Genomic DNA, 21,673 nt, shown 5'->3' on the forward strand with positions numbered 1-21,673 from the left:
CGAGAAAGAATGCCGATGGGAACCTTCGGCGTTCCACTGCGCTGTGGCGGTAGTCACCGGGTCCGACGGGGCCGGGTGGGGCCGGGAGACTGAGGACGGGTTATGAACGACTGGACGGCCTTCGGGCGCGTGGATGCCGACGGCACCGTGTACGTGAAGACCGCGGAGGGCGACCGCGTGGTCGGCTCCTGGCAGGCGGGCACCCCCGAGGAGGGGCTGGCCCACTTCGCCCGGCGCTTCGCCGATCTGGTTACCGAGGTCGACCTGGTCGAGGCCCGCCTCAAGTCCGGCGCCGCCGACGCGTCACATTCGCTCGCCAGCGTGAAGCGCCTGCGCGCCACGCTCGACGAGGCACACGTGGTGGGCGACATCGACGGTCTTGCCGTCCGGCTCGACAACCTCTCGACCGTGGCCGAGGAAAAGGCCGGCGAGGCCCGCGCGGCCCGCGAGGCGGCCCGCGGCGAGGCCCTGGCCCGCAAGACCGCGCTGGTCGAGGAGGCGGAAAAGATCGCCGCCGACGCCACCGGCTGGAAGACGGCTGGCGACCGCCTCAAGGAGATCCTCGAGGAGTGGAAGACCATCCGCGGGGTCGACAAGAAGACCGACGGCGAGCTGTGGAAGCGCTTCGCCGCCGCCCGGGACGGCTTCACCCGCCGGCGCGGCGCCCACTTCGCCACCCTCGACGGCCAGCGCAAGCAGGCGCAGGGCGCCAAGGAGGAGCTGGTCAAGGAGGCGGAGAGCCTGGCCGACTCGACCGAGTGGTCGAGCACCGCCAACCGGCTCAAGGAGCTGATGACCGAGTGGAAGGCGGCCCCGCGCGCCGCCAAGGAGGCCGAGCAGCGCCTCTGGGAACGCTTCCGGGCCGCGCAGGACGCCTTCTTCACGCGACGCAGCGAGGTCTTCTCGGCCCGCGACGCCGAATACCAGGGCAACCTGGAAAAGAAGCAGGCCATCCTCGCCGAGGTCGAGGCCCTGGACGTCGACGCCGACCCGCGCGCCGCACAGAACAAGCTCCGCGACGCCCAGGCCGCCTGGCACGACGCCGGCCGCGTCCCCCGCGAGTCCGCCGCCGGCCTGGACCGCCGCTGGCGCGCCGCCGAGGACCGCATCCGGCTGGCGATGGACTCCGCGTGGCGCAAGACCACCCCGCAGGACAACCCCTTGCTCCAGCAGATGCGCGAGCAGGTGGCCGAGGCCGAGCAGCGTCTGGCCCGCGCCCAGGCGGCCGGCGACCAGCGCCGCATCAAGGAGGCCGAGCAGGCCCTGGCCTCCAAGCGCCAGTTCCTCTCCCTCGCCGAACAGGCCGGATAAAACCACAAAGCAGAGGTACGAGGTCAGCACCGGTCCCGTGGCGCACCGGCCGGGGCTCTGCATGGACCTGGCCGTAACGCCCCTTTCGCGTTATTGCATGGCCGGGCTACAACCCCTCGACGCCCATCGCGGCCAGGAAGACCATGCTGGTCCAGTCCGGGCGCACATCGGTGAGCGGGCCGGTGGTCAGCACGGCGGCCACGTTGCCGGCCAGGCCGCAGAAGATGCCGGCGGTGAGCAGGTGGACCGCGACCGGGCGGCGCGAGGTGCCGCCGCCGGTGATCCGCCGCCGGTGACCAGCCAGATCCAGATCGCGTTGCCCGTGTTGTCGAGGCCCAGCGCGGTCACCATCACCCACCAGGGCGACCGCTGCCCGCGCGGCGCCCGGTTTAGCGGGTGCAGCCGTCGGTGGCGGGCGGCAGCGGCGCCGGAACCCCGATCGTGGGCAGGCCCAGCGACACGCCCTGCATGCGCGGCATCCGGCCGGCCTCGTACGCGTCACCGGCCCGGGTGCGGCGGTGGCTGAGCGGGTCGCCGTCGGCGTTCAGGTGGTGCGGGGCCGCGTAGGTGATGACGGTCTCGATCACGTCGCCGGGGCGGGGCGCGGTGCCACCGGTCGCGAAGTGCACGAGCCGGCCGTCCCGGGCGCGGCCGCTGAGCCGGCCGGTGCGCTCGTCCTTGCGTCCCTCGCCGACCGCGACCAGCACCTCGACCTTTTCGCCGACCAGCTTCTTGTTTTCCGACCAGGTGATGTCCTCGAGGAGGGCGATCAGCCGCTCGTAACGCTGCTGCACCACGGCCTTGGGCACCTGCTCGTCCATGGTCGCGGCGGGCGTGCCGGGGCGCTTCGAGTACTGGAAGGTGAACGCACTGGAGAAGCGCGCCTCGCGTACCACCTCCAGGGTTTTTTCGAAGTCCTCCTCGGTCTCGCCGGGGAAGCCCACGATGATGTCGGTGGTGATCGCCGCGTCCGGCATCGCGGACCGGACCTTGTCGATGATGCCCAGGTATTTGTCCTGGCGGTAGCTGCGGCGCATGGCCTTGAGCACCCGGTCGGAACCGGACTGCAGCGGCATGTGCAGCGAGTGGCAGACGTTCGGTGTCTCGGCCATCGCGGCGATCACGTCGTCGGTGAAGTCTTTCGGGTGCGGGCTGGTGAACCGGACCCGCTCCAGGCCGTCGACCTCACCGCAGGCGCGCAGCAGTTTGCCGAACGCCAACCGATCGCCGAACTCGACGCCGTACGAGTTGACATTTTGCCCGAGCAGGGTGACCTCGAGGACGCCCTCGGCCACCAGGGCCTGCACCTCGGCCAGGATCTCGCCGGGGCGGCGGTCTTTCTCCTTGCCGCGCAACGACGGCACGATGCAGAAGGTGCAGGTGTTGTTGCACCCCACCGAGATCGAAACCCAGCCGGCGTACGTCGATTCGCGCTTGGTCGGCAGCGTGGAGGGGAACACCTCGAGCGACTCGAGGATCTCCACCTCGGCCTCGTTGTTGTGCCGGGCGCGTTCGAGCAGCGCCGGCAGCGAACCGATGTTGTGGGTGCCGAAGACGACGTCGACCCAGGGCGCCTTCTTGACGATGTCGCCGCGGTCCTTCTGCGCCAGGCAGCCACCGACCGCGATCTGCATGCCGGGGTTCCTGAGCTTGGTGGGGCGCAGGTGACCCAGGTTGCCGTAGAGGCGGTTGTCGGCGTTTTCCCGTACGGCGCAGGTGTTGAACACCACGATGTCGGCGCCGTCCGGATCGGCGGCCCGCACGTAGCCCGCATCCTCCATCAGCCCGGAGATGCGCTCGCTGTCGTGCACGTTCATCTGGCAGCCGTAGGTGCGCACGTCATAGGTGCGCGGGGCGCCGTGCAGTTCGGTAGTCATGGCAATTGACCAGGGTAGTCCCTGCGGCGCCGAGGGCCTAAGCGGCTGCTGGGCGGTCCGGCTCGGCGGCCGGCTTGAACCGGGAGCGGCCACAACCCGGTCCGGCGGCGCAGGCCGGGTCCAGGCCGGTGCACGGGCGGACCCGGCGCCGTTCCGGGCCGTCGTCGGTCTCCTCCTCGTCGACGTGCACCGCCCGCAGCGTGCCGTCCGGCTCGGCAAGCACGTACCGCGTCGGGTTGAGGGTGTCGTCGGGAAGCAGCAGCGCGGCACCCAGCCGGACCGCGACGGCGCTCGCGGCCACCTCCTCGGCGACGCCGGCCGGGGCCAGATAGACGTCGACCAGGGTGGGGAAATCACCACCAACCGGATAGACGTCGCAGAGCACGGCACCGTCGTCACCCAGCGGGACGACACTCAACTCGAGTGCGCCGGCCAGCGCCCCGCGTATCAGTTCCGCATCAATGCGATTTCCGACCGCCCAGTTCCATGGGCCACCTGTCGGATCGTCGTCACCCATACCGAACATGCTCGACAATGCCCGGGCCTTCCGTCCGCTAAGTTACCGCTCCGTGACCATTATCGGTGCGAACCGATACAACGGTCCAATTAGAGTGAGCCCAACCGGGTGATCTCCAACGAACGGGACGGTGGTTCAGCGGTGTCCGATGAGGCTCTCATCGTCCTTGAGAACGTCCACAAATGGTTCGGGCCACTCCACGTGCTGGACGACGTGAACCTCTCGGTTGCCAAGGGTGAGGTCGTGGTCGTGATCGGACCGTCGGGATCCGGCAAATCGACCCTCTGCCGCGCCATCAACCGGCTCGAACCGATCAATTCCGGCACCATCACCTTCGACGGACGCCCCCTGCCGGCCGAGGGCCGGGCCCTGGCCCGGCTGCGCAGCGAGGTGGGCATGGTGTTCCAGTCCTTCAACCTGTTCGCCCACAAGACGATCCTGCAGAACGTCATGATCGGGCCGATCAAGGTGCGTAAGGAGAAGTCGGACATGGTCCGCGAGCGGGCCATGTCGCTGCTCGATCGGGTCGGCATCGCCAACCAGGCGGAGAAGTATCCCGCCCAGCTCTCCGGTGGGCAGCAGCAACGTGTCGCCATCGCGCGCGCCCTCGCCATGCAGCCCAAGGCGCTGTTGTTCGACGAGCCGACCAGCGCGCTCGACCCCGAGATGGTGGGCGAGGTCCTGGACGTGATGACGTCACTCGCGCGGGAGGGGATGACCATGGTGGTGGTCACCCACGAGATGGGATTCGCGCGGCACGCGGCCAAGCGGGTCGTCTTCATGGCCGACGGTCAACTTGTGGAGCAGGCCCCGCCGGCCGAGTTCTTCGCAAATCCGAAAAGTGATCGCGCCAAGGACTTCCTCTCAAAAATTCTTACTCATTGACGACACGGATCTTTCTTCCCCAGAACCGGAAAGCACTATTTCGAGGAGCGTAATGATGCGCATCACCCGATTGGCAGCGGCGCTCGGTGCATTGACCATGTCGCTGGCGGTGGCCGCCTGCGGCGGGGACGACGGCTCCGACACCGGCAGCACCGGCGGCACCGCGAGTTCGGGCATTGTCGGCAAGGCGTCGAGCGACAAGAAGCTGACCATCGGCGTGAAGGCCGACCAGCCCGGCCTCGGCCTTCAGACCGGCAGCACCTACACCGGCTTCGACATCGAGATCGGCAAGATCATCGCCAAGGGTCTCGGCGTCGACGAGAGCGGCATCACCTGGAAGACCACGGTGTCGGCCAACCGCGAGCCGTACATCCAGCAGGGCCAGGTGGACATCGTCGTCGCGACGTACACCATCAACGACGAGCGCAAGAAGGTCGTCAACTTCGGCGGTCCGTACTACGTGGCCGGCCAGGACCTGCTGGTCCCGACCGCCTCCACGATCACCGGCCCGGAGTCGCTGGACGGCAAGAAGGTCTGCTCGGTGAGCGGCTCGACGCCGGCAAAGCGGATCAAGTCCGACTACCCGAAGGCGCAGCTGCAGGAGTTCGACTCCTACTCCAAGTGCGTGACGGCGCTGGCCGGCGGCCAGGTGGACGCGGTCACCACGGACGACATCATCCTGGCCGGCTACGCGGCCCAGGACCAGTACGCGGGCAAGTTCAAGGTGGTCGGCAAGCCGTTCAGCGAGGAGCCGTACGGCATCGGCGTCAAGAAGGACGACTCGGCCGGCTGCAACAAGATCAACGACATCCTCAAGGCGGCCGTGACCGACGGCTCGTACAAGAAGGCCTGGGACGACACGCTCGGCAAGAGCGGCAAGCCGGCCCCCGAGCTGGACGTCGCGAAGCTGTCCAACTGTTCCTGATCTAGCACGGATCGGCGGGGCCGGGTGAACCGGCCCCGCCGCCCTGTTCCCACCCCCCGCTGAAGGTGACGATGGACGTCTTCTCCGATCCCGACAACGTCGACGTTTACGTGACCGGGTTCCTGTGGATCCTGAAGCTCACCCTGGCGTCGGCCGCCGGAGCGCTGGTGGTCGGCACGCTACTGGCGGCCATGCGGGTCTCGCCCGTGCCGGTCCTGCGGGCGTTCGGCACGGGCTGGGTCAACATCTTCCGGAACACCCCGCTCACCCTGATCATCTTCTTCTGCTACTTCGGCCTCTTCTCCACGCTGGGCTTCACCGCCTCGGAGGACAGCCTCGAGCTCAACAACTACTGGCTCGGCGTGATCGGCCTGTCGGTCTACACCGCGGCGTTCGTCTGCGAGGCGATCCGGTCCGGCATCAACACGGTCCCGGCCGGGCAGGCCGAGGCCGCGCGGGCCATCGGCATGAGCTTCCGCCAGACCCTCACGATGATCATCCTGCCGCAGGCCGGCCGCGCCGTGATCGCGCCGCTGGGCAGCATCTTCATCGCGCTCTGCAAAAACTCGACCATCGTCGGGACGATCGGCCTGGCCGAGTCCTCCAACGCGATGAAAGAGCTGATCAACGCGAACGGCGACGCGGTCATCCCGATCTTCCTGGTCTTCGCCGGCACGTTCGCCGCGGTCCTGATCCCCACCGGCTACGCCTTCGGCTGGCTGGCCAACCGTATGGCGGTGAAGCGGTGAGTACCGAGGCCGTTATCTACGACCACCCCGGGCCCCGGGCGAAGGCGCGTTACCGGATCCTCACCGTCGTCTTCGGCGTGCTGCTGCTGGCGCTGCTGTACTGGGTCTACGCCAAGTTCGACGAGAAGGGCCAGTGGGCGGCCGCGCTCTGGAAGCCGTTCACCGAGTCGAGCACCTGGACCGACTACATCCTGCCCGGCCTGTGGCACACCATCCAGGCGGCCGCGGTCGCCATGGTGCTGTCGCTGGTCTTCGGCGTCGTGTTCGCGGTCGGCCGGCTTTCCGACCATTGGTGGGTACGCGTTCCGGCCGGTGCCGTGGTCGAGTTCTTCCGCGCCGTACCACTGCTCCTGATGATGTTCTTCATCTTCTTCGGCGTGCCGTTCCTCACCCAGCAACCGATGTCGATCTTCTGGGCGGTCGTGGCCGGCCTGACCCTCTACAACGGATCGGTGCTGGCCGAGGCGTTCCGGGCCGGCGTGCACGCGGTGCCGCGGGGGCAGAGCGAGGCCGCGTACGCGATCGGCATGCGCAAGGGCCAGGTGATGGGCCAGGTCCTCATCCCGCAGGCGGCCCGGGCCATGCTGCCGGTGATCGTCAGCCAGCTGGTGGTGCTGGTCAAGGACACCGCGCTCGGCTACATCATCTCCTACAGCGAGCTGCTCCAGCTGGGCGTCAACAACCTGTCGGCGAACTTCGGCAACGTGGTGCAGGCCGCAATCGTGGCCGCCGCGATCTACATCGTGGTGAACTCGGTGCTGACCTCGGTGGCCGGCTGGCTGAGCCGGCGCACCCGGCGCAGCGGGCGCGCACCCCGGGCGAACGGCCGCACCGTCATCATGGGTGCCACCGACCCCGGTATGGGCGGAGGCGGAGGCGTCGCCTGAGGCACAATCCTGGCATGAGGCATTTACGCCGATATGCCGGTATTCTGCGCAGCGCCGTGAACGAGCCGAATCTCCAGGCCGCACCCACCCGGCGGTGGGTGCGGCCGTGGTTTCTTGACCTGTGCTTTCTGCCCTTCATCGCGTGGATGAACCTCGTCCCGGACGATGGTTGGGGCCCGCAGAGCGACGGGCTGGTGCCCGCCTGGGTGGTTACCGCGCTCGGCGTTGCGCCCACCGCCGTCCTCGCGCTTCGCCGGCGATGGCCCGGCACGGTGTTCGTTGTCCAGGTCGTGTGGTCGTGCGCGGCCGTGACCCTGGTCGACTGGAGCGTGCCGGTGTTCGCGCTGGCGTTGGCCCTGGTCGAAGTCGCCGGGCGACGCTCGCTGGCCTGGCTGTTCGGTGCGCTGGGCGGGTGTCTGCTGGTCAGCGCGCTCTTCGCCGTCCAGCCGCAGTATGGCTTCCCACCGGACGGCGGCTGGTCGAATGCGGCGTTCGGCACGGCGATGTTCACCGCCCTGGCCGGCATGCTGGGCGCCTTCGCCTATTACCAGCCGCGGCATGCGGGGCGCCGGGAACGTGCCCTGATCAGCCGGGCGCTGCAGGACGAGCGTCTGGTCATCGCCCGGGAACTGCACGACATCGTCTCGCACTCGGTGGGCGTCATGATGTTGCAGGCGGCCGGTGCGCGGGCCGTGCTGGACACCGATCCGCAGCGGGTCGCGCGGCCGCTCGAGGTGATCCAGGACGTCGGCGCGCAGTCGATGGACGAACTGCGCCGGCTGCTGCACCTGCTCCGGGCCGCAGACGACGACGCCGACCGGGACACCCGTCAGCCCGGTTTCGAGAGCATCGCAGCGCTGGTCGAGCAGTCCCGGGCCGTCGGTCTGCGGGTCGAGATGCTGGTCGACGGCGAACCGGGGCGCCTCGACCCGAGCGTCAGCCTCACCGCCTACCGCCTGGTGCAGGAGGCGCTGACGAACACCCGGAAGCACGCCGGCGAGCGGGCCCACGCGACGGTCCGGATCAACTGGCACCCGTCGTCGCTGCGGCTCGCCGTCGAGGACACCGGGCCCGGCGCGCAGGCCGTGCACTCCACCGGACACGGGCTGCTGGGCCTGCGCGAACGGGTGGCCACGGTCGGCGGCGAGATGCGGGCCGAACCCACCGCGGGCGGCTTCCTGGTCGAGGCGACCCTGCCGGTAACTCAGCGGGCCAGTTCGGTGACCCTCGACTCGCGGACCACCGTGACCCGGATCTGACCGGGGTAGGTCAGTTCCTCCTCGATCTGCTTGGCCACGTCCCGGGCCAGCACCGCGGCGCCGATGTCGTCGATGTCGTCCGGCCGCACCATCACCCGGATCTCCCGGCCGGCCTGCATGGCGAAGACCTTCTCCACACCGACCTTGCCGGCCGCGATCTCTTCGATCCGCTCCAGGCGTTTGACGTACGCCTCCAGGCTCTCCCGCCGGGCACCGGGCCGCCCACCGGAACACGCGTCCGAGGCCTGGGTGAGCACGGCCTCGATGGTCTGCGGCGGCACCTCGTTGTGGTGCGCCTCGATCGCGTGCACCACGTCCTCGGACTCGCCGTACTTGCGGGCCAGGTCGGCGCCGATCAGCGCGTGGCTGCCCTCCACCTCGTGGGTGAGCGCCTTGCCGATGTCGTGCAGAAATGCACAACGTTTCATTGACGGAACGTCCAGGCCCAGCTCGGCCGCCATGATGCCGGCGATGTGCGCGGTCTCGACCAGGTGCTTGAGCACGTTCTGCCCGTAGCTGGTGCGGTACCGCAGCCGGCCCAGCAGCTTGGCCAGTTCCGGGTGGATGTCGGTGATGCCGACGTCGACCAGCGCTTCCTCGGCGGCCCGGTCGCAGAGCCGCTCGACCTCGTTCTTGGCGCTGTCGAACACCTCCTCGATCCGGTGCGGGTGGATCCGGCCGTCCAGGACCAGCTTTTCCAGGGTGAGCCGGCCGACCTCGCGACGAACCGGATCAAAACACGAGAGGAGTACGGCCTCAGGCGTGTCATCGATGATCAGGTTGACGCCGGTAACCGACTCGAACGCCCGGATGTTGCGGCCCTCGCGACCGATGATCCGGCCCTTCATCTCGTCGCTGGGCAGGTGCAGCACGCTGACCACGCTCTCCGCGGTCTGCTCGCTGGCGATCCGCTGGATGGCGTCGACGACGATCCGCCGGGCCCGGGTGTCCGCGGTGTTCTTGGCGTCGTTCTCGACGTCCCGCACCATGATCGCGGCTTCCCGCTTGGCCTGGACCTCGATGCTCTCGACCAGTTCGGTGCGGGCCGAGTCGGCGGTCAGGTTGGCGATCCGTTCGAGTTCGCGGCGCTTCTCCTCGGCGAACCCGGCCAGTTCGGACTCGCGGGTGCTGAGCGCGGTCTCCCGGGTGGTCAGGTCGGCGTCCATGGTCGCGAGCCGGCGCTCCCGCTCCAGCAGGCGCTCCACCTCGTCGGCGTGCAGGCGCTCGCGCTCGTCGATCCGGGCGGCGCGGCGCTCGACCTCGGCGGCCTGCTCCTTGGCGGTCGCGTTGAGCAGGGCCACCTCGCGCTCGCCGGAGCGGCGGGCGGCGACGCGGACCTGCTCGGCGTCGGCCTCGGCCTGGCGGTGGGCGTGTTCGAGGATGGTGTCGGCCTCGCTGTGCGCGGCCTCGAGGACGCGGCGGGCCTCGGCCCGGGCGGCGGACGCTTCGGCCTTGGCGGCGGCGGCCTCGGCGCGTACGGACGCAGCTTTGGCATTGGCATCGGCGACCTTGGCCTGGGCCGCTCCGACCGCTTGGTCCTGGCGTTCCTGGGCGTCGGCGCGTTCCGCCTGGAACTGACGCAGGGCACGTGCGCCCAGCAGCAGGCCGGCAACCACCAGCGCGCCGAGGACGACGATCGCCACCACCAGCACCCAGTCCAGGGCGGTCATCTCGCCGCGTCTCCCTTCGCCGCCCGGCGCGTTGTGCGCGCGCGAGCCCGTTGCGGGATGCCCGACCAAGGCTGATTGACCGCAGGCTGTGCCAAACCGCGACGTGCGCCTGGTATGACACGTCGGGGTCTGACCGCCTTTATGTCAAGCCCTCGGCGACGCGGTCGGCGGCCTCGGGAAGGCACCTTCCGGTGACCCGGGTGGTCACAAGTGATGCCGTAATGTAATGCGATCTATGTTGTGCGTGTTGCATGCGATGGTCGAACACACCTTGTGTAACGCGAGGCTAGGTCGCGAGTGCCACTTCGGTCAAGGAACAATGATTCGGCAGCGGATAGGACTTAGGGCACAGACCCGCTTACCCCCAGCTCACGACACTGCCGGGCAATTCAGGCGTACCGGGACCAGAGATCGCGCATCGGTTCCCAGCTCTCTCCGATCCCTTCCTTCCAGAACGCCAGCAAGTATCCCGCTATGGGCGTCTGAGCATCGTCCCACCACAGACCGCTGACCGTGCGGGTCCGCCCCTCCTCGGTGAGACGGTACGCATACTCAACGTAGTTGCCCTCGGTCCGCCCCGACGGCGCGGCCCGCTGCACCGCCGGCCCGATCCCCGGCGTCTCCTCCCGGGCATCCTGACCGGGGTCGAGCATCCGCTGCCGCGCCCGGTCCCGCTCCGCCGTCGACGTGTACTCCACGAAGATCGCGCTCATCCCGTCCAGCGTGCAGCGAACCCGAACCTTCTCCCCGCGGTTGAGAGCCGGCCCGTTGGGCTGCCCGCTGCGCGCACAACTGGAGAGGTACGGCAGAAAGCCCTCGACGACCGGCCCCAGCCCGGTGCCGGCAAAGTCGGGCCGGTTGACGTCAACCTGGCTGCGCTCAAAGACACCCAGCGCGGGAGGCCCGGCAGCCTTGGGCGTGACAGCGGCGGTTGCGTCCGGCGCGGTCGACCGCCCGACGAACCAGCCAGCCGCCCCGAAAACCAGCAACCCGACGATGAGGCCGATGGCGATGCCGGCGAAAAGGCGGGTGGGGCGGGGCGGCGGGGTGGGCTCGATGCGACGCCCGGACATGGGGAGGCCGAAGGGGTCGGCGCTCGGCGCGGCTTCGGCGGGGCTCCAGGCGGGGCTGCTGGGCGCGGGCTCCCCCGGACCCCAGCCGGGGCCGCCAGCCGCCGGCTCCGCGGGAACCCGGCCCGGACCACTCGACGCTGGATTTGCAGCATTCCAGGGCTGGCCGCTCGACACCGAAGTCGCGGAATTCGGCGGCCGGCCGCCCGATGCCGGTTCGGCAGGCGCCCAGGCCGGGCCGCTCGACGTGGGCTCCGGATCCCAGGCCGACTCCAGGGAAGGCTCGGCACCCCGCTCTCGGCGCCAGCCCGGCCGCTGCGCCGCGGAAGCCCGGCCCGGATCGCCGGTGGCCGGTCCCGCACTCCTGTCCCGCACCGGTCCGCCGGTGCGGGCGGCGTCCAGATCCGGCTGCCGGACCAGGTCGGCGTAGCGGCCGGCGCCCGCCGATCGCGGAGCGCCCGCATTCCAGCTCGCATCCCCGGCACCCGGCGCCGCGGGTGGCCGCGCCGCCGTCCCAGGGCTGGGCGCCCAGTAGGCATCGCCCGTCGGCGGTCCCGCGGCGGGCGATGCGGGCCGCACCTCGGCCGACTCGAATCCGGCCGGTGGTCCGCTGCTCCACTGCTGCCCCGAACGTCCCTCGTCGTAAGGCGCCGCCTCCCCGCCCGTCTGCTGCGCGGACGTGATCGGAAAGGCGAACGCCCCGGTGAACATGCCACCACCGGCGGCGGCCGAGGCTTCGGCGGCCGAGTTTTCGATGCCCGAGGTTTCCACAGCTGGGGTTGGGGCGGCTGGGGTTGGGGCAGCTGGGTTTTCGCCGGCTGGGCGGCGCTGGGCCGGGACGTAAAGCGGAGCCGACGGCTCGCTCGCGCGGGGCGCGGCGATCTGCTCGGTCGGCTCGGCAGCTTCCTGGAAGGGGGCGTAGCCCCGGTCAGGTTTCTCCGAGTCCTCGGTCACGACAGCCCAGATTATCACCGAGCGGCAATGATCAATGTCCCTCAAGGACATCGCAACGTGCCATCCTCGATTGGCCTAAACACGCCCTGGGCTGGGCAGACGTATCTCTATGCCAGCTCAGGCCGTCAGACCTAAGTACACACTCAGGGTGACGCCTCGTCGGCCAACGCGTCGGCGTCGATCTGGTCGGCGAACTCGGCCGCCTCGGCGTCGCGGGCGGCCAGCGCGTCCTTCACGGTTCGGATCGCCACGCCGGCCGGGTAGCCCTTGCGCGCCAGCATCCCGACGAGCCGCCGGAACACCGCCTCGGGCGTGCCGGTGGCGGTGCGCAGTTTGCGGTCGACCAGGACGCGCGCGGTCGCGGCCTCCTCGTCGTCGTCGAGGGTTTCCAGCGCCTCCCCGGCCACCTCGGCGTCGACCCCGCGCTGCCGCAACTCGTTGGCCAGCGCCCGGCGGGCGAGCCCGCGCCCCTGGTGCCGGCTGGACACCCAGGCACGCGCGAACGCGGCGTCGTCGATGATGCCGACCTCGTCGTAGCGGTCGAGCACCTCGGCGATCACCTCGGCCGAGATGCCCTTGGCGGCGAGCGCCTTGGCGAGTTCGGCCCGGGTGCGCGGCCGCCCCGCGAGCTGGCGCAGGCAGATCTCCCGGGCGCGTTCCGGCTCGCTCTGCTGTGGGGTCGCGGGGATTCCGCCCGGCGAGCCACGCCGGCGGCGGTGCGGGACGTTGCCGCGTTCCGTCCCGTCGCCGACAGACTCGCCGGGCGGTTGCTCATCGGAAGTCCGGCGAGCGGCCCGGGGCGGGGCGGCATCCCACCCACGCCCGGACCGTGCACCGCGTCGTCCGGCCATCTGGCCTTACCTCGATCTAGAAGTCCACCGGCGGCAGTTCCGGCCCGCCGGCGGCATCACCGGTTGTCTGTCCCACGCCGAGCTTCTCCAGGATCTTCTTCTCGATCTCGGCCGCCACGTCGGGGTTCTCCTTGAGGAACTCCCGCGCCTTCTCCTTGCCCTGGCCCAACTGGTCACCGTCGTACGTGTACCAGGCGCCGGACTTGCGGATGATGCTCTGCTCGACACCGACGTCGATCAGCGAGCCCTCGCGGGAGATGCCCTTGCCGTACATGATGTCGAACTCGGCCTGCTTGAACGGGGCCGCCACCTTGTTCTTGACGACCTTGACCCGGGTGCGGTTGCCGACCACGTCGGTGCCGTCCTTGAGGCTCTCGATGCGGCGCACGTCGAGACGCACCGACGCGTAGAACTTCAGCGCCCGGCCACCGGTCGTCGTCTCGGGTGAGCCGAACATGACACCGATCTTTTCGCGCAGCTGGTTGATGAAGATCGCGGTGGTGCCGGACGTGTTCAGGATGCCGGTGATCTTGCGCAGCGCCTGGCTCATCAGCCGCGCCTGCAGACCGACGTGGCTGTCACCCATCTCACCCTCGATCTCGGCACGCGGCACCAGCGCCGCCACCGAGTCGATCACGATGATGTCGAGCGCACCGGAGCGGATCAGCATGTCCGCGATCTCCAGCGCCTGCTCACCGGTGTCGGGCTGGGACACCAGCAGCGCGTCGGTGTCGACCCCGAGCGCCTTCGCATATTCCGGGTCGAGCGCGTGCTCCGCGTCGATGAACGCCGCGATGCCACCGGACCGCTGCGCGCTGGCCACGGCATGCAGGGCCACCGTCGTCTTACCGCTGGACTCCGGCCCGTAGACCTCGATCACCCGGCCGCGCGGCAGGCCACCGACGCCGAGCGCCACATCCAGCGCGATGGATCCGGTCGGGATCACCGCGGTCTGCACGACCGGCCGCTCACCCAGCCGCATCACCGAGCCCTTACCGAACTGCTTGTCAATCTGTGCCAACGCCAGATCGAGCGCTTTGTCCCGGTCAGGTCCTGCCACCATGTCCGCCACCCCTGTACTCGATTTCGCGGGCGTCTTCGCCGAGCCTCTGTTCACCACGGGAACAAGGTAGGGGGTGGGTATGACAAAAATTCGCCGCCCCGCCCTGAGCTGTGGATGACCAGGCCGCTGTGGACAATAGCCGAACACTTGTTCTAGATCGAGCGACACGCCAGAACAAGCGTACGAAAACCGCATCAATGCAGGCGAGCAGGCACCCGATCGGGGTACGCGGCCACCACGGCACGCCAGATAGTAGTGGTATCAATACCGTCGGCAATTGCCTGATCGATCGTCCGGTCCCCGAGTGCCCCAAACGAATGGTCGGCCGCAATGCTGCGCGCATAGCCGGCCCCGAATGCCTGCTCGAGCCGCGTCCAGAAATCCGTCAACCGCACCCCACGAGCCTACTCACGCCCGCCGAGGACCCCAGAACCAACAAACCCGCCGAGATACAGCGCCGGCCGAGACGAGGGTCGAGGGCCGGCGAGGAGGGACCGGGGGCGAGGAGGGACCGGGGGCGGAGGCGAGGAGGGCTGGGACCTGGGCGAAGCCTCAGAGGGCGCGGGGCGGAGGCCGCCCCGGAGGCGGAGGCGCAGGCGCAGGCGCAGGCGCAACGGGTCAGAGGGTGGAGGCGGCTACCTTCAGGTCGTCTACCAGGCCGGTGTAGGCGACTTCGCGGTTGTCGGCTCTCAGGACTGCGGAGGGGTGGATGGTGGCTAGGGCCTGGATTTCGGCTACCGGGAAGTCTTCGGGGTGCTGGGCGGAGGCGGGCCACGGCATGAGTTGGCCCCGGGAGCGGGTGATGCGGAAGGACGGGCCCAGCAGGGCCTTGGCGGCAGTGGCGCCGAGGATGACGACGAGGTCGGGCTTGAGCTGGGCGAATTCGGCGACCAGCCACGGGCGGCACGCGGTGATGTGGGCGGGGCCGGGGGTCTGGTGGATGCGGCGCTTGCCGCGCAGCTCGAAGCGGAAGTGCTTGACGGCGTTGGTGATGTAGAGGTCGCTGGGGTCGATGCCGGCGTCGTCGACCGCGTCGCGCAGCAGGCGGCCGGCGGGGCCCACGAAGGGCAGGCCGTGCTGGTCCTCCACGTCGCCGGGCTGCTCGCCGACGAACACGATTTTGGCGTGTGGGGCGCCGCGGCCGAAGACGGTCTGGGTGGCATCCGCATACAGTTCGCAGCCCCGGCAGCCGGCGGCGGCAGACTTGAGCTCCTCGATGCTCCGCGGGTGCGGCGGCACCCACTCCTGCGCGCCGACCGGCGCCTCGGTCCTTGGCATCCCACCGTTGTACCCGAACGGGGTGCGGCTAGGCATGGCGGGACCCCGTCGCGGTACAGCGGGACCACCGCGACACGCGAACGCGCCCTGCGGCCCGGTGTTGCACCTGGCCGCGCTGCTCGGCGGGGGCTGACCGGACCGGCGGTGACGGTGCCGTCGCGTACCTCCGAAGGAAAATCACCGTGCCGGGGTGGGCAGGTGGGCCGGGTGAGCGGCGGACGAGACGGCGTCGGCCAGGGCGGGAATGGCGTCGTCGTCGAGCGGGCTGACCGTGATCCTGATGCCGGGTGGCGTGTTGATGCGGAAGAGCGAGCCGGGGGCGACGGCATAACCGGCGTCGCGCAGCAGGCCGACGGTGCGGGTCTCGTCGGGGACGTGGACCCAGGCGTTGATGCCGGTCGTGCCGTGGGCCGGCAGACCGCGTTGCCGGAGGGCGTGACACAGGGCGTTGCGGCGGCGCGTGTAATCAGCGGCGGCCGCGGACACCTGCGCGGTCACCTCGTCGTCGAGCCAGAGGCGCAGCAAGAGTCGCTGAAGGACGGTGGAGACCCAGCCGGCGCCGACCCGCATGCGGCCGACCACCCGGGCGATCGTGGTCTGGTCGCCGGCGACCACGGCGATGCGCAGGTCGGGGCCGAACGGCTTGGACGCGGACCGGATGAACGCCCACGAACCGGTGACCGGGCCGAGGCAGTGCAGGGTGGCGCCGGCCAGCTCGGCGGCGTGGTCGTCCTCGATGAGCAGCACGGACGGGTGATCGATCAGGATGTCGCGCAGTGCGGCGGCCCGGGTCGCGGTGACGGCGGCACCGGTCGGATTTTGGGCGCGGACCGTGATGAGCACCGCGCGGACGCCGGAGCGCAGGGCCTCGGACAGCGACTCGGGATCGGGACCCTGGTCGTTGACGGTGATCGGCACCGGCCGCAGGCCCAGTGCGGCGACCAGATCGAGCACGTTGGCCCAGCCGGGATCCTCGACCGCGACCGCGTCACCGGGGCGCAGATGAGCGGTGAGCAGGCGCTCGATGGCGTCGAGAGTGCCCGAGGTGGCGGTGATCGTGGCGTCGCCCATCGGCACGCCGTCGGCCTCGAGACGGGGGCGGGCCAGGTCGATCAGCTCGGGCATGGCGACCGCGGACGCGTAGCCCTGCGGCGGGCCGTTCGACTCGGCGACCGCGTGCAGCCCGTGGCCGAGCGGCGGGAGCAGGCGCAGGTCGGGCTCGCCGGAGGAGAGGTCGAGCACACCCTCGGGCACGGGCAGGCGCAGCGCCACCCGGTCACCGCTGATCGGCGGGCGGGAGCGGACCCGGGTGCCGCGGCGGCCGTCGGACTCGATCACGCCGCGTTGCCGCAGGTCCTGATAGGCCTTGGCCACGGTGGCGGGACTGACCTGGAGATCGGCGGCCAGGAGGCGGATCGGCGGCAGCGGCACGCCCCAGTCGATGGTGCCCTTGCGAACACCCGTCTCGATGCTCGCCGAAATCGATGCGGCGCTGTCGCCGCTCACCTGGTACTGTGCTGACACAAGATTGATTCTGTACTAGTACAGCGCACCATGCAAGAGGAGGGGCCGATGTCCGAGCCATATGCGGCGACGGAGCGCACCACCGCCACCCGCATGCGCGACCGGATGGGCTACGAACGCGACACCGCACACGCCATCCTCGACGAGGGGTATGACTGTTCCGTTGCCTTCGTGGTCGACGGCGAGCCCCGCGTGCTGCCCACGCTGCATGTGCGCGTCGGTGACACTCTTTATCTGCACGGGTCGAGCGGCGCCCGGCTCGGTCTGGCGGCCCGCGGCGACGGGGTCCGGGTCTGCGTGAGTGTCACGCTGCTCGACGGCCTGGTCTATGGGCGGTCCCAGTTTCACCACAGCGCCAACTACCGCTCGGTCGTGGCGCACGGCGTCGCGCGGCAGGTGGTCGACCCGGCGGAAAAGCTGACGGCCATGACTGCCCTCGTCGACCGGGTGGGCGCGGGCCGCGCCGCGGACAGCCGGCCACCGACCAGACAGGAACTGGCCCAGACCAGCGTGCTGGCGCTCGCGCTCGACGAGGTCTCGGCGCGCACCCGCAGCGGCGGCGTGCGTGACGACGAGCGCGACCTCGATCTTCCGCACTGGGCGGGCGTGCTGCCGCTGCGGCGGGTGGCCGACGCGCCGGTGACCGACGAGGGGGTGACCGGGGCGCCGCCCGGCTATCTGCCCGGCCGCGAGCCGCAGTGGGTCACGCCGGTCACGCTGACCGGCCGGCACGTCCGGCTCGAACCGATCACGCCCGGGCACGTGGACGGCCTGTTCGAGGCGCTGGCCGACGACGAGGTCTGGGAATACCTGCCGAGCGTGCGCCCGCAGACCCGCGACGAGATGGCCGTGCACGTGACGAGCGCCCTGGAGCAGACCTGGCTGGGCGAGCGGGCGGCGTGGGCACAGGTCGAGCCGGCGACCGGCCGGGTGATCGGCATGACGAGCTATCACGACATCGATCCGGTACGCCGCTCGCTCGGCATCGGTCACACCGTGGTGGGCCGCCCGTGGTGGCGCAGCGGGGTCAACACCGAGGCCAAGCTGATGCTGCTGGAGCACGCGTTCGAGGTGCTCGGTGCCGAGACGGTCTTCTGGTACACCGACATCCGCAACTGGCGCTCGCAGCAGGCGATCGCCCGGCTCGGCGCGAGTCGCGACGGTCTGATCCGCCGGCACCGGCTGCGGCCGGACGGCTCGTGGCGCGACTCGGTGCTCTATGCGATGACGGCCGACGAGTGGCCGGCCGCGGCGGAGCGGCTGCGGGAGCGGCTGGCGGCGGGTGGCTCGGCAGCGCTGGCGAAAACGTAGGGAGGGGCTGGCGGCGGGTGGAGCTGGTGGAACGGCCGGGCCGGCGAGGCCGGCCCGGCCGTGTCCTTGGTCCGGCTCGCGCCGGGACCGAGGGCTACTCCTCGAAGTCGCCGCCGTCGTCTTCGAAGACCTCCTCGGCTACCTCTCCGAGGACCATGCCGCCGACGATGCCGCCGGCTACGCCCGCGGCCATCCCGCCCATGCCCATGCCGTGGCCGCGGCGAACGTGGCCGTGGTGGCCGTGGCCGCCGCCGAAAGCGCCATAGCCGCCGTGGCCGCCATGCCCGCCCGGGAAGCCGCCGTGGCCGCTGCGCAAGCCCTGGTAGCGGCCCGCGGCCTCGCTCACCCACGACTCCACTACCGAGGTCCAGTTTGCGGTGTCGGCCTCGGCGTGGGAGACGCGGAAGCGGCCGTAGGCGTCATGACCGGCGGTCAGGAAGCCGCCGCGCTTGTCGAACTCGAGGATCACCTCTACCCCGGACGGGTCGGCGATGAAAGTCACCTCTACCTCGTTGATGCCGCCCGCGTACTGCGGGGGCGGGAAAAACTCGATCTCCTGGTAGAAGGGCAGCTGCTGGCGTACGCCGTAGATGCCGCCGTGTTCCAGGTCGGCGTTCTTGAAGCGGAAGCCCAGCTGGGCGAACGCGTCCAGGATGCGCTCCTGTGCGGGCAGCGGGTGCACCGCCACCTCGTCCAGGTCGCCCTTGTCGACGGCCTTCGCGACCGCCAGTTCGGTGCGCAGGCCCATGGTCATGCCGTGCAGGCGCTGGCCGTAGACGTGGGTGATCGGGGTCTCCCACGGCACCGGGAACGAGAACGGCAGGTCGCGCTGCTCCCCCTTCCGCAGCTGGAAACCGCCGGCCACCGGGACCCGGTGGAACTCCACGAAACCGTCGCCGTGCTCGGATTCGACGCGGGTGACCAGGCCGAGCACCACCTGTTCGATGGTGACGTCGTGGTCGCCGCCGGTGATTTTGACCTGACCGTCCAGGGTCAGGCCGGGTCGGGTGTTCGGGTTCGCCAGCACAGTGTCGACGGATGGGCCGCCGACGCCGAAGGCGCGCATCATCTTCTTGAAAACCACCGGGTCATTCCTCCTTGAAGAGACAGGGTGGCGAATCAACAAATGGGGTGGCGGATCAGGACAGCACAGGCACCGGGTCGGTTTCGTCGTCGAACCGGCCGATCACCTGTTCCAGCAGGTCTTCCAGTGCGACGAAGCCGACCCGCCGGTCCCCGTCGACAACCATGGCGAGGTGCGCCCGGCCGGCCCGCATCGCGGCCACGGCGTCCACCACGCGGTCGTCCGGGGCCAGGGTGAACACCGGGTCCATCAGGTCGGCCGCGGTGGCCGGGCGGCCGGCGGTGGTCGCGCGCAGCGCCTCGCGGACGTGCACGACGCCGGCCAGCGCACCGTCCGGGCCGGTCACGCCGAGGCGGGAACGGCCGCCGGTGATCGAGGCGAGCTCGATGTCCGCGGCGCCGGCCGTGCCGGGCACGGTGACCAGGCCGGAGGCCGGGAACGCGACCTCGTGCACCCGCAGCGAGCCGAGGCCCAGCACGCTGCTGAGCAACTCGCTCTGCTCGGCCTCCAGCAGGCCCTCGGCCCGGGACCGGTCGAACAGCATCTGCATCTCGGCGGGGCTGTGCCGCTGCGCCAACTCGTCCGGCGGCTGCACCCGGAACGGCCGCAGCAGCAGGTTGGCCAGGGCGTTCAGCGACCGCAAGGCGGGACCGGCGACCCGGGTGAACGCCCGGAACGGCAGGGCCAGCAGGGTCGCCGACCGCTCCGGATGGGTGATCGCCCAGGACTTCGGCATCATCTCGCCGATCACCAGGTGCAGGAAGGTGACCACGGCCAGCGCGACCACGAAGGCGATCGCGTGGCCGGCCAGTCCGGGCAGGCCCAACCGGTGCAGGATCGGCTCGATCCCGTGCGCGATGGCCGGCTCGGCGAGGGCACCGAGGCCCAGCGAGCAGAGCGTGATGCCGAGTTGGGCGCCGGCCAGCATGACCGGCAGTTCCCGGGTGCCGGCGAGCGCGGCGGCGACGGCCCGGGCCGGGCGGTCGGCCAGTGCCAGTTCGAGCCGGTGCCGGCGGCTGGCGACCAGGGCGAACTCGGCCGCCACGAAGAACGCGTTCCCCACCAGCAGCAGTGCGGCGTACACGATCGTCATCGGGACAGCCTCACCGTGCGCGGCACCCGCCGTTCGACGCTTTCCACCCGTACCGAAAGATTGTCGAGAGTGAGCGAATCGCCTGCCTCAGCCACCCGCCCCAGGCGCGCCAGCACGAGGCCGGACATGGTGTCGTAGGCGTGGCCGACCGGCAGGTCGACACCCGTCGCGTCGGTGATCTCGTCGAGCCGCCAGCGCCCGGGCACCAGCCACGAGCCGTCGTCCTGGCGGACCGGAGCGGGCTCGGGCGGATCGTCCTCGTCGCGGATCGGGCCGACCAGCTCCTCGGCGATGTCCTCCAGGGTCACGATGCCGGCGACACCGCCGAACTCGTCGACCACGCAGGCCAGCTGGCGGCGGCCGGTGCGCAGGCGTTCCAGCACCGCCGGCAGCCGCAGCGACGACGGCACCAGCAGCGGCGTGCTCATCAGCGCGGCCACCGGCGTGACCGGGCGCAGGCGGGCCGGGACGGCGAGGACGTCGTTGATGCCGATCACGCCGACCACCTCGTCGACGGACTCCCCGCGTACCGGAAAACGAGAGTGACCGGAATCCAGCAGCGCAACCACCTCGGACGCGACGGCCGTGGCCGGTACGAACACCACGTGGACGCGCGGCACCATCACCTCGGCCACGGTGCGGGCGCGGAAGTCGAGGCCCCGGTCGAGCAGGGCGGACAACTCGTCGTCGAGCTGACCGGACGAGCGGGCCGCCGCGATGATCTGCTCGAGATCCTCCGAGGTGGCGCCCTCGGGCAGTTCCCCGATCGGCTCGATGCCGAGGCGCCGCAGCAGGCCGGCGGCCGCCCCGTCGAACAGGCGGATGACCGGGCCGAAGACGGCCAGATAGAGCAAAGTGGAACGGCTCAGGCGGGCGGCCACCGTCTCGGGGCGGGCGATCGCGAGGTTCTTGGGCGCCAGCTCGCCGAGCACCATCTGCACCACGGTCGCGATCACCAGCGCGAGCACGACCGACAGCGGCAGCGAGATCGCCGCCGGCACGCCGGCCACGCCGAGCAGGTCGGCCAGGCCCGCGCCGAGGAACGGTTCGGCGACGTAGCCGACCAGCAGGGCGGTGACGGTGATGCCGAGTTGGGCGCCGGAGAGGACGAACGACAATTGCTCGGTGACCTTGAGGGCGCGTTCGGCGGCCCGGTCACCCTGCTCGGCCTGCTGCCGGAGGCGGCCGCGATCGGCGGTGACATAGCCGAACTCCTGGGCCACGAAATAGCCGGTGACGGCGGTGACCACGAGAACCAGCGCGAGACCCAGAACGATCAGCATGGCTGCGCGGGTCGGAAAACACATAGCCGGGCCGAGCCCGGCCTGGTACTGCCGATCATGGGACCAGACGGTAACAACGCCG

Annotated in this window: 20 protein-coding genes; 7 read left to right on the forward strand and 13 right to left on the reverse strand. The window is 70.4% G+C overall.

Translation table 11 applies throughout. The annotated features are described in order from the left end of the window. Positions 1–102 precede the first annotated feature (102 nt). Positions 103–1,311, forward strand: a complete 1,209-nt coding sequence (locus tag Ari01nite_RS04895; protein ID WP_203779732.1) for a DUF349 domain-containing protein — start codon at positions 103–105, stop codon at positions 1,309–1,311. A gap of 106 nt (positions 1,312–1,417) precedes the next feature. Here the strand turns inward: Ari01nite_RS04895 and Ari01nite_RS04900 are convergent, their stop codons facing one another. The 3 genes from Ari01nite_RS04900 to Ari01nite_RS04910 are packed head-to-tail and all read right to left on the reverse strand — an operon-like array spanning position 1,418 to position 3,705. After that, entirely contained in the window at positions 1,418–1,669 is a 252-nt protein-coding gene (locus tag Ari01nite_RS04900) for a hypothetical protein (RefSeq protein ID WP_203779734.1), read from the reverse strand. 31 nt (positions 1,670–1,700) lie between these two features. Further along, positions 1,701–3,188, reverse strand: coding sequence for a tRNA (N6-isopentenyl adenosine(37)-C2)-methylthiotransferase MiaB (miaB, locus tag Ari01nite_RS04905; protein WP_203779735.1), 1,488 nt, complete (start codon positions 3,186–3,188; stop codon positions 1,701–1,703). Between the two features lie 37 nt (positions 3,189–3,225). Next, positions 3,226–3,705 (reverse strand): hypothetical protein, encoded by a 480-nt coding sequence (locus Ari01nite_RS04910; RefSeq protein WP_239162483.1) that lies wholly within the window; start codon positions 3,703–3,705, stop codon positions 3,226–3,228. A 141-nt stretch (positions 3,706–3,846) separates the two neighbouring features. On the opposite strand from Ari01nite_RS04910, the gene Ari01nite_RS04915 reads away from it, so the two are divergent. From Ari01nite_RS04915 to Ari01nite_RS04935, 5 genes are all read left to right on the forward strand, one after another. Further along, the gene (locus tag Ari01nite_RS04915; RefSeq protein WP_203780313.1) at positions 3,847–4,590 is read left to right on the forward strand and encodes an amino acid ABC transporter ATP-binding protein; all 744 of its coding nucleotides are present in this window, start codon (positions 3,847–3,849) and stop codon (positions 4,588–4,590) included. Positions 4,591–4,645: 55 nt separating this feature from the next. Beyond that, positions 4,646–5,515 (forward strand): glutamate ABC transporter substrate-binding protein, encoded by an 870-nt coding sequence (locus Ari01nite_RS04920; protein WP_203779737.1) that lies wholly within the window; start codon positions 4,646–4,648, stop codon positions 5,513–5,515. Positions 5,516–5,586: 71 nt separating this feature from the next. After that, positions 5,587–6,264 (forward strand): amino acid ABC transporter permease, encoded by a 678-nt coding sequence (locus Ari01nite_RS04925; RefSeq protein WP_203779738.1) that lies wholly within the window; start codon positions 5,587–5,589, stop codon positions 6,262–6,264. Then, the gene (locus tag Ari01nite_RS04930; protein ID WP_203779739.1) at positions 6,261–7,151 is read left to right on the forward strand and encodes an amino acid ABC transporter permease; all 891 of its coding nucleotides are present in this window, start codon (positions 6,261–6,263) and stop codon (positions 7,149–7,151) included. The genes Ari01nite_RS04925 and Ari01nite_RS04930 overlap by 4 nt, the downstream gene beginning before the upstream one ends. Positions 7,152–7,165: 14 nt before the next feature. Then, a complete protein-coding gene (locus tag Ari01nite_RS04935) occupies positions 7,166–8,410 on the forward strand; it encodes a sensor histidine kinase (protein WP_203779740.1) in 1,245 nt (414 codons plus the stop codon). Here Ari01nite_RS04935 and rny read toward each other — a convergent pair. The 7 genes from rny to Ari01nite_RS04970 all read right to left on the reverse strand — a co-directional run bounded on the left by rny (position 8,356) and on the right by Ari01nite_RS04970 (position 16,820). Continuing rightward, positions 8,356–10,080, reverse strand: coding sequence for a ribonuclease Y (gene rny / locus Ari01nite_RS04940; protein WP_203779741.1), 1,725 nt, complete (start codon positions 10,078–10,080; stop codon positions 8,356–8,358). The two genes, Ari01nite_RS04935 and rny, sit on opposite strands and share 55 nt — an antisense overlap. Before the next feature lie 389 nt (positions 10,081–10,469). Then, positions 10,470–12,104 carry a hypothetical protein gene (locus Ari01nite_RS04945; protein ID WP_203779743.1) on the reverse strand — a complete coding sequence of 545 codons (1,635 nt, stop codon included), beginning with the start codon at positions 12,102–12,104 and terminating at the stop codon, positions 10,470–10,472. Between the two features lie 143 nt (positions 12,105–12,247). Beyond that, positions 12,248–12,955, reverse strand: a complete 708-nt coding sequence (locus Ari01nite_RS04950) for a regulatory protein RecX (RefSeq protein ID WP_203779745.1) — start codon at positions 12,953–12,955, stop codon at positions 12,248–12,250. 16 nt (positions 12,956–12,971) lie between these two features. Next, positions 12,972–14,018 (reverse strand): recombinase RecA, encoded by a 1,047-nt coding sequence (gene recA / locus Ari01nite_RS04955; protein ID WP_203779747.1) that lies wholly within the window; start codon positions 14,016–14,018, stop codon positions 12,972–12,974. Positions 14,019–14,212: 194 nt separating this feature from the next. Continuing rightward, positions 14,213–14,413 (reverse strand): DUF3046 domain-containing protein, encoded by a 201-nt coding sequence (locus Ari01nite_RS04960; RefSeq protein ID WP_203779749.1) that lies wholly within the window; start codon positions 14,411–14,413, stop codon positions 14,213–14,215. Between the two features lie 223 nt (positions 14,414–14,636). Beyond that, positions 14,637–15,296 carry a UdgX family uracil-DNA binding protein gene (locus Ari01nite_RS04965; RefSeq protein ID WP_203779751.1) on the reverse strand — a complete coding sequence of 220 codons (660 nt, stop codon included), beginning with the start codon at positions 15,294–15,296 and terminating at the stop codon, positions 14,637–14,639. A 177-nt stretch (positions 15,297–15,473) separates the two neighbouring features. Next, on the reverse strand, positions 15,474–16,820 hold the full coding sequence (locus Ari01nite_RS04970) for an aminotransferase class I/II-fold pyridoxal phosphate-dependent enzyme (RefSeq protein ID WP_203779753.1): 1,347 nt from the start codon (positions 16,818–16,820) through the stop codon (positions 15,474–15,476). Between the two features lie 48 nt (positions 16,821–16,868). On the opposite strand from Ari01nite_RS04970, the gene Ari01nite_RS04975 reads away from it, so the two are divergent. Then, entirely contained in the window at positions 16,869–18,131 is a 1,263-nt protein-coding gene (locus tag Ari01nite_RS04975; RefSeq protein ID WP_203779755.1) for a bifunctional pyridoxamine 5'-phosphate oxidase family protein/GNAT family N-acetyltransferase, read from the forward strand. 94 nt (positions 18,132–18,225) lie between these two features. Here the strand turns inward: Ari01nite_RS04975 and Ari01nite_RS04980 are convergent, their stop codons facing one another. From Ari01nite_RS04980 to Ari01nite_RS04990, 3 genes are read right to left on the reverse strand one after another with little or no spacing between them, the layout of a single operon-like run. After that, positions 18,226–19,215, reverse strand: a complete 990-nt coding sequence (locus tag Ari01nite_RS04980) for a sporulation protein (protein ID WP_203779757.1) — start codon at positions 19,213–19,215, stop codon at positions 18,226–18,228. A 55-nt stretch (positions 19,216–19,270) separates the two neighbouring features. After that, entirely contained in the window at positions 19,271–20,308 is a 1,038-nt protein-coding gene (locus tag Ari01nite_RS04985) for a hemolysin family protein (RefSeq protein ID WP_203779759.1), read from the reverse strand. After that, positions 20,305–21,591 carry a hemolysin family protein gene (locus tag Ari01nite_RS04990; RefSeq protein WP_203779761.1) on the reverse strand — a complete coding sequence of 429 codons (1,287 nt, stop codon included), beginning with the start codon at positions 21,589–21,591 and terminating at the stop codon, positions 20,305–20,307. The genes Ari01nite_RS04985 and Ari01nite_RS04990 overlap by 4 nt, the downstream gene beginning before the upstream one ends. Positions 21,592–21,673 lie beyond the last annotated feature (82 nt).

Origin of the sequence: Paractinoplanes rishiriensis (assembly GCF_016862375.1) — a bacterium.
In the GTDB taxonomy this organism is placed as follows: domain Bacteria; phylum Actinomycetota; class Actinomycetes; order Mycobacteriales; family Micromonosporaceae; genus Actinoplanes; species Actinoplanes rishiriensis.